The sequence below is a fragment of the Streptomyces sp. NH27 genome, from assembly GCF_056859195.1.
The window spans coordinates 1-6,924 of record NZ_JACEGK010000430.1 but is presented as its reverse complement, the minus strand read 5'-3'; the positions used below and the strand labels follow the sequence as shown (position 1 = coordinate 6,924).

General features: G+C 67.9%; 6 protein-coding genes. 5 read left to right on the top strand and 1 reads right to left on the bottom strand.

Annotated features, from left to right (window positions below):
- Positions 1–42 precede the first annotated feature (42 nt).
- Complete coding sequence (aceE, locus tag AC13HU_RS28215; RefSeq protein WP_483044782.1) at positions 43–2,790, bottom strand: pyruvate dehydrogenase (acetyl-transferring), homodimeric type; 2,748 nt, start codon at positions 2,788–2,790, stop codon at positions 43–45.
- 449 nt (positions 2,791–3,239) lie between these two features.
- Here aceE and AC13HU_RS28210 point away from each other — a divergent pair, with 449 nt between their 5' ends.
- The 5 genes from AC13HU_RS28210 to AC13HU_RS28190 all read left to right on the top strand — a co-directional run bounded on the left by AC13HU_RS28210 (position 3,240) and on the right by AC13HU_RS28190 (position 6,917).
- Positions 3,240–3,680 carry a DUF3052 domain-containing protein gene (locus AC13HU_RS28210; protein ID WP_328913362.1) on the top strand — a complete coding sequence of 147 codons (441 nt, stop codon included), beginning with the start codon at positions 3,240–3,242 and terminating at the stop codon, positions 3,678–3,680.
- A gap of 222 nt (positions 3,681–3,902) precedes the next feature.
- A complete protein-coding gene (locus AC13HU_RS28205) occupies positions 3,903–4,361 on the top strand; it encodes a peroxiredoxin (protein WP_483044781.1) in 459 nt (152 codons plus the stop codon).
- Between the two features lie 102 nt (positions 4,362–4,463).
- On the top strand, positions 4,464–5,039 hold the full coding sequence (locus AC13HU_RS28200; protein ID WP_483044780.1) for a TerD family protein: 576 nt from the start codon (positions 4,464–4,466) through the stop codon (positions 5,037–5,039).
- 47 nt (positions 5,040–5,086) lie between these two features.
- Positions 5,087–5,662 carry a TerD family protein gene (locus tag AC13HU_RS28195; protein WP_483044779.1) on the top strand — a complete coding sequence of 192 codons (576 nt, stop codon included), beginning with the start codon at positions 5,087–5,089 and terminating at the stop codon, positions 5,660–5,662.
- A gap of 61 nt (positions 5,663–5,723) precedes the next feature.
- Positions 5,724–6,917 carry a DUF475 domain-containing protein gene (locus AC13HU_RS28190; protein ID WP_483044778.1) on the top strand — a complete coding sequence of 398 codons (1,194 nt, stop codon included), beginning with the start codon at positions 5,724–5,726 and terminating at the stop codon, positions 6,915–6,917.
- Positions 6,918–6,924: the final 7 nt, after the last annotated feature.

Genomic DNA, 6,924 nt, shown 5'->3' with positions numbered 1-6,924 from the left:
CCCACGGGGCTCGGTCATCGCCGAGCGCAGCGCAGCAGAGCGCTACGCGTCGCCGCCGGCCGCGCCCGGGTGCGCCGCGGAGGCGTCCAGCAGCTGGTAGCGGTCCACGGCCTGCTTGAGCGCCGAGCGGTCGATCTTCCCGTCGGCGGCCAGCTCCGTGAGCACCGCCAGCACGATGGACTGCGCGTCGATGTGGAAGAAACGGCGGGCCGCCCCGCGCGTGTCGGCGAAGCCGAAACCGTCCGCGCCCAGCGAGGTGTACCGGCCGGGCACCCAGCGGGCGATCTGGTCCGGCACCGAGCGCATCCAGTCCGACACGGCCACGAACGGGCCCTGCGCACCGGACAGCTTGCGGGTCACCCACGGCACCCGCTGCTCCTCCTCGGGGTGCAGCAGGTTGTGCTCCTCGACGGTCACGGCCTCGCGGCGCAGCTCGTTCCAGGAGGTGGCCGACCATACGTCGGCGCGGACGTTCCACTCGTCGGCGAGGATGCGCTGCGCCTCGACCGCCCAGGGCACCGCGACGCCGGACGCGAGGATCTGCGCCGGGATCTCGCCCGCGCTGCCCGGCTGGAACCGGTGCACGCCCTTGAGGATGCCCTCGACGTCCACGTCGGCGGGCTCGGCCGGGTGCTGGATCGGCTCGTTGTAGACCGTGAGGTAGTAGAAGACGTCCTCGCCGGGCTTGCCGTCCGCGGTCTCGCCGTACATCCGGCGCAGGCCGTCCTTGACGATGTGCGCGATCTCGAAGCCGTACGCGGGGTCGTAGGCGACACAGGCCGGGTTGGTGGAGGCCAGCAGCTGGGAGTGACCGTCGGCGTGCTGGAGACCTTCACCCGTGAGGGTGGTCCGGCCGGCCGTCGCGCCGAGCACGAAGCCGCGGGCGAGCTGGTCGGCCATCTGCCAGAACTGGTCGCCGGTGCGCTGGAAACCGAACATCGAGTAGAAGACGTAGACCGGGATCAGCGGCTCGCCGTGGGTGGCGTACGCCGAGCCCGCCGCGATCAGCGAGGCGGTGCAGCCGGCCTCGGAGATGCCGTCGTGCAGCATCTGGCCGGTCGGCGACTCCTTGTAGGCGAGCAGCAGTTCGCGGTCGACCGACTCGTACTGCTGGCCGAGCGGGTTGTAGATCTTCGCGCTCGGGAAGAACGCGTCCATGCCGAAGGTGCGGTACTCGTCCGGGGCGATCAGCACGAAGCGCCTGCCGATCTCCTTGTCCCGCATCAGGTCCTTCAGGATGCGGACGAACGCCATGGTGGTGGCGATCGACTGCTGGCCGGAGCCCTTCTTCGCGGCCGCGTACGCCTTGTCGTCGGGCAGCGGCAGCGGCTTGGCGCGGACGATCCGGGTCGGCACGTAGCCACCGCACGCCTTGCGGTGGTCGTGCATGTACTGGATCTCCTCGGAGTCCCGGCCCGGGTGGTAGTACGGCGGGTAGCCCTCGTCGAGCCGCTGGTCGGTGATCGGCAGGTGCAGCCGGTCCCGGAACCGCTTGAGGTCGTCGACGGTGAGCTTCTTCATCTGGTGGGTCGCGTTGCGGCCCTCGAAGTTCGGGCCCAGCGTCCAGCCCTTGATGGTCTGGGCGAGGATCACGGTCGGCTGGCCCTTGTGCGCCAGCGCCGCGGTGTAGGCGGCGAAGACCTTGCGGTGGTCGTGCCCGCCGCGCCCGAGGTGCAGGATCTGCTCGTCGGTGAGGTCTTCGACCATCTTGCGCAGCCGCTGGTCATCGCCGAAGAAGTGCTCGCGGATGTACGCGCCGGTCTCGGTGGCGTACGTCTGGAACTGGCCGTCCGGGGTGGTGTTCATCTTGTTGACCAGCAGGCCGTCGCGGTCCTGGGCCAGCAGCGGGTCCCAGGAACGGTCCCAGACCAGCTTGATGACGTTCCAGCCGGCGCCGCGGAACTGCGACTCCAGCTCCTGGATGATCTTGCCGTTGCCGCGCACCGGGCCGTCGAGCCGCTGGAGGTTGCAGTTGACCACGAAGGTCAGGTTGTCCAGGCCCTCGCGGGCGGCGATGGACAGCTGGCCCAGCGACTCGGGCTCGTCCATCTCGCCGTCGCCGAGGAACGCCCACACGTGCGACTTGGAGGTGTCGGCGATGCCGCGCGCCTCCATGTAGCGGTTCATCCGGGCCTGGTAGATCGCGCTCAGTGGGCCCAGGCCCATGGACACGGTCGGGAACTCCCAGAAGTCCGGCATCAGCCGCGGGTGCGGGTAGCTGGACAGGCCGTTCGGCGCCTTCGACTTCTCCTGCCGGAACGCGTCGAGCTGCGCCTCGGTGAGCCGGTCGAGCAGGAAGGCGCGGGCGTAGATGCCCGGTGAGGCGTGGCCCTGGAAGAAGACCTGGTCACCGCCGAGGCCGTCGTCCTTGCCGCGGAAGAAGTGGTTGAAGCCCACGTCGTACAGCGACGCCGAGGAGGCGAAGGTCGCGATGTGGCCGCCGACCCCGATGCCGGGGCGCTGGGCGCGCGAGACCATCACCGCGGCGTTCCACCGGGTGGCGTTGAGGATCTTGCGCTCGATCTCCTCGTTGCCGGGGAAGAACGGCTCGTCCTTGGTGGCGATGGTGTTGACGTAGTCGCTGCTGCGCATCTCGGGGACCGCGACGCGCTTCTCGCGGGCCCGCTCGATGAGGCGGAGCATCAGGTAGCGGGCGCGTTCCCGGCCCCGCTCGTCGATGGCCGCGTCGAGCGAGTCGAGCCATTCCGCCGTCTCCTCGGGATCGAAATCCGGGACCTGGCTGGGAAGGCCGCCAATGATGATCGGGTTGCGATCTGATCCGGAAGCCACGCTGTTCCTTCGCTCACTAGGACTGCTACGGGATGTTTCTGGATGTGATGGAGTGGCCGCCGACGGCGGCGCGCACCGCGTCCATCGTGTACCGCAGCCGTTCGATACGTCATCTCTACCGGTCGGTAACTCCAGGTGGGCGGCCAAATCCGAACTCTACGCCCAGTCGGACGTACGACCGACTCGCGGTGCCAACACTCTGCAAAACGGGCAACCCCGGCAGATACTCGTGATCTGCGTCACCATGGGAGAGTGCGCGTGGCGGCGGCGAAGCGGGGAACTTGCCATGAAGACGGTCGAATCGTCACAGTTTCGGCGGTCTCGTACGGCGGGTACTTGCGCGATCCGCCCAGCCCGTGTGGACTACCGCCAATAAGCTCGCACCGTCGCGGGCACATACAGACCATGAAGACCCGCACGAAATCTGTGCCCATGACAGGAGGCAAAGCGTGAGCGCGACCGCGGACCACGCGGAGGAGCGGACCAACCCGGCGAGCCGGCTTGGTTTCGAGCCCGGACAGGTGGTCCAGGAGCTCGGGTACGACGAGGATTGCGACCAGGAGCTCCGTGAGGGGATCGAAGAGCTCACGGGTGAGGAGCTCGCCGACGAGGAGTACGACGACGTGCCCGACGCCGTCCTGCTGTGGTTCCGCGAGGACGACGGCGACCTCACCGACGCACTTGTCGACGCCACGTCGACGGTCGACCCCGGCGCCCCGATCTGGCTCATGACCCCGAAGACCGGGCGTGACGGCCATGTGGAGCCGAGTGAGATCGGTGAAGCGGCGCAGACTGCCGGCCTGGCTCAGACCAGCAGTGTGAACGCGGCGAAGGATTGGACCGGCAGCCGTCTGGTGACCCCGAAGGCAGCCAAGGCCGGCAAGCGGTAGGCGGCACGGGACCGCGCCGTGGTGGCCCCGCGGTCCGTTCCCGGCTGCCACGCCGTCATGGCCGGTCGCACAGTTCCCCGCGCCCCTGGCCGGCGCACCTCTTCCGCGGCGCGCGGCCACCACAAGGGGCGCGGGGAACCACACGCTCAGCAGGCCACCGGCCGGTGGTCGGGTCCGGTGCGCAACCGTGACGGCTGAGCGGTCCAGCGCAGGGAGACGCACATGCCGATCGACGCGGGCGGACCCGCACCCGATCTCCGGCTGAAGGATCAGCACGGCCGTACCGTCGCCCTGGAGGAGTTCCGGGGCCGTAAGAACGTGCTGCTGATCTTCTTCCCGTTCGCGTTCACCAGTGTGTGCTCGGGCGAACTTCGGGCAATCCAGAATGAATTGGCCTCGTTCCAGAACGAGCACACCCAGGTGCTCGCGGTGTCCTGCGACTCCATGCACGCGCTGCGGGCCTTCGCCGATGCCGAGCGGCTGGACTTCCCGCTGCTGAGCGACTTCTGGCCGCACGGAACGGCTTCCCGCGCCTATGGCGTCTTCGCCGAGGAGAAGGGCTGCGCGCTGCGCGGCACTTTCGTGATCGACCGGCAGGGCCTGGTGCGGTGGACCGTGCTGAACGGCCTGCCGGACGCGCGTGATCTTCACCAGTATGCAAAAGCGTTGTCCGCGCTGTAGCCAATCGGGAACGGGTCACTAAGCTCTGGACGTTGATCCAGCAAGGCCAGAACACAACGACCCATACCGCACCGACGGGCGGGGAAACCGACAGGAGGACTCGTGGGAGTCAGCCTCAGCAAGGGTGGCAACGTCTCGCTGACCAAGGAGGCGCCGAACCTCACGGCGGTCGTCGTCGGTCTGGGCTGGGACGCCCGCATCACCACCGGCAGCGACTTCGACCTCGACGCGAGCGCGCTGCTCACCGACGAGCAGGGCAAGGTCCTTTCCGACCAGCACTTCGTCTTCTTCAACAACCTCAAGAGCCCGGACGGCTCGGTCGAGCACACCGGCGACAACCTCACCGGTGAGGGCGAGGGCGACGACGAGGTGATCAACGTCAGCCTGGCCACCGTGCCGACCGACGTGGCGAAGATCGTCTTCCCGGTGTCCATCTACGACGCCGAGCCGCGCCAGCAGAGCTTCGGCCAGGTGCGCAACGCCTACATCCGCGTGCTCAACGCGGCGGACGGCGCCGAGCTGGCCCGCTACGACCTGACCGAGGACGCCTCCACCGAGACCGCGATGGTCTTCGGCGAGCTCTACCGGCACGGCGCGGAGTGGAAGTTCCGCGCCATCGGCCAGGGTTACGCCTCGGGCCTGCGCGGCATCGCGCAGGACTTCGGCGTCAACGTCTGAGCGCCACCACGCTGCCCACCACCACGTTTGAGGGGGAAAGGACCACGATGGGTGTCACGCTCGCCAAGGGGGGCAACGTCTCCCTGTCCAAGGCCGCGCCGAATCTCACCCAGGTGCAGATCGGCCTCGGCTGGAGGGCCCGTTCGACCACCGGTGCCGAATTCGACCTGGACGCCAGCGCGCTGCTGTGCTCCGGCGGCCGGGTGCTGGGGGACGAGTACTTCGTCTTCTACAACAACCTGAAGAGCCCGGAGGGCTCCGTCGAGCACACCGGCGACGACCTGACCGGCGGCAGCGGTGGTGACGACGAGACGATCCTGGTCGACCTGACGAAGGTGCCGGCCAACGTCGAGAAGGTCGTCTTCCCCGTCTCGATCTACGACGCCGATGCCCGCGTGCAGACCTTCGGCCAGGTCAGCGACGCCTATATCCGCGTGCTCAACCAATCCGACGGCGTCGAGCTGGCCCGTTACGACCTCACCGAGGACGCCTCGACGGAGACCGCGATGATCTTCGGCGAGCTGTACCGCTATGGCGGCGAGTGGAAGTTCCGTGCGGTCGGCCAGGGGTACGCGTCCGGACTGCGCGGTATCGCCCTAGACTTCGGGGTCAACGTTTCGTAAAGCCGCGCGTCGCGCGGGAGACCCTTGGCTCAAGGGATCGCAAGGGATTGGGTGGAAGTACGTGCTCCTCAGAACTTTCGGCTGGTCGTTCGGCATCACTGCCGCCGGCCTGGCCCTGGCCGGCATCCTCTGGGGGGGCAAAGGGCTCGCGATCGTGGCGATCCTGTCCATCCTCGAGATCTCTCTCTCGTTCGACAACGCGGTCATCAACGCGGGCATCGTCCGCAAGCTGAACCCGTTCTGGCAGAAGATCTTCCTGACCATCGGTGTGCTGATCGCGGTCTTCGGTATGCGGTTGGTCTTCCCGATCATCATCGTGGCCGTCACCGCGAAGCTCAGCCCGTGGGAAGCGGTCCGGATCGCGATCGACGACCACGACCGCTACGAGACCCTCGTCTCCAACGCGCACCCGGCGATCGCCGCCTTCGGCGGCATGTTCCTGCTGATGATCTTCCTCGACTTCATCTTCGAGGAGCGCGACATCAACTGGCTGTCCTGGCTGGAGAAGCCGCTGGCCAAGCTCGGCAAGCTGGACATGCTGTCGGTGGCGGTGGCCATGATCGTCCTGGTCATCGCCGGCACCACGGTCGCGGACTCGGTGCCGCTGCACGGCGGTCACGGCACGGTCGACAAGGCCGAGACGGTGCTGCTGGCGGGCATCGCCGGTCTGATCACCTACCTGGTGATCGGCGGCATCTCCGGCTTCTTCGAGGAGCGGCTGGAGGATGACGAGGACGGAGACGAGGACGAGGACGGCGAGGGCCCGAAGACCGTCGAGGAGCCCGCGCTGGGCGCCAAGGTCCCCGCGGCCACCAGCGGCGCCAACGTGGCCCGGACCGTCGGCCTCGCCGGCAAGGCCGCGTTCTTCATGTTCCTGTACCTGGAAGTGATCGACGCGTCGTTCTCCTTCGACGGCGTCATCGGCGCCTTCGCGATCAGCAACGACATCTTCGAGATCGCGCTGGGTCTGGGCATCGGCGCGATGTACATCCGGTCGCTCACCGTCTTCCTGGTCCGCAAGGGCACCCTGGACGACTACGTGTACCTGGAGCACGGCGCGCACTACGCGATCGGCGCGCTGGCGGTCATCCTGCTGGTAACGATCAAGTACGACGTCAGCGAGATCATCACCGGCCTGGTCGGCGTTGTCCTGATCGCGGCGTCCTACTGGTCGTCGGTGGTACGCAACCGCCGTCTCGGGGAAGACTCTGGGCAGTCGGACGACGACAAGGCGGAAGTCTCGTCCGGGGTGTGACCCCGGC

What these genes read in the sequence shown, in the direction of transcription:
- AC13HU_RS28195 (WP_483044779.1), top strand. Translation starts at nt 5,087, where the DNA reads ATGGGTGTCACGCTCGCCAAGGGGGGCAACGTCTCCCTGTCCAAGGCC.
- AC13HU_RS28205 (WP_483044781.1), top strand. Translation starts at nt 3,903, where the DNA reads ATGCCGATCGACGCGGGCGGACCCGCACCCGATCTCCGGCTGAAGGAT.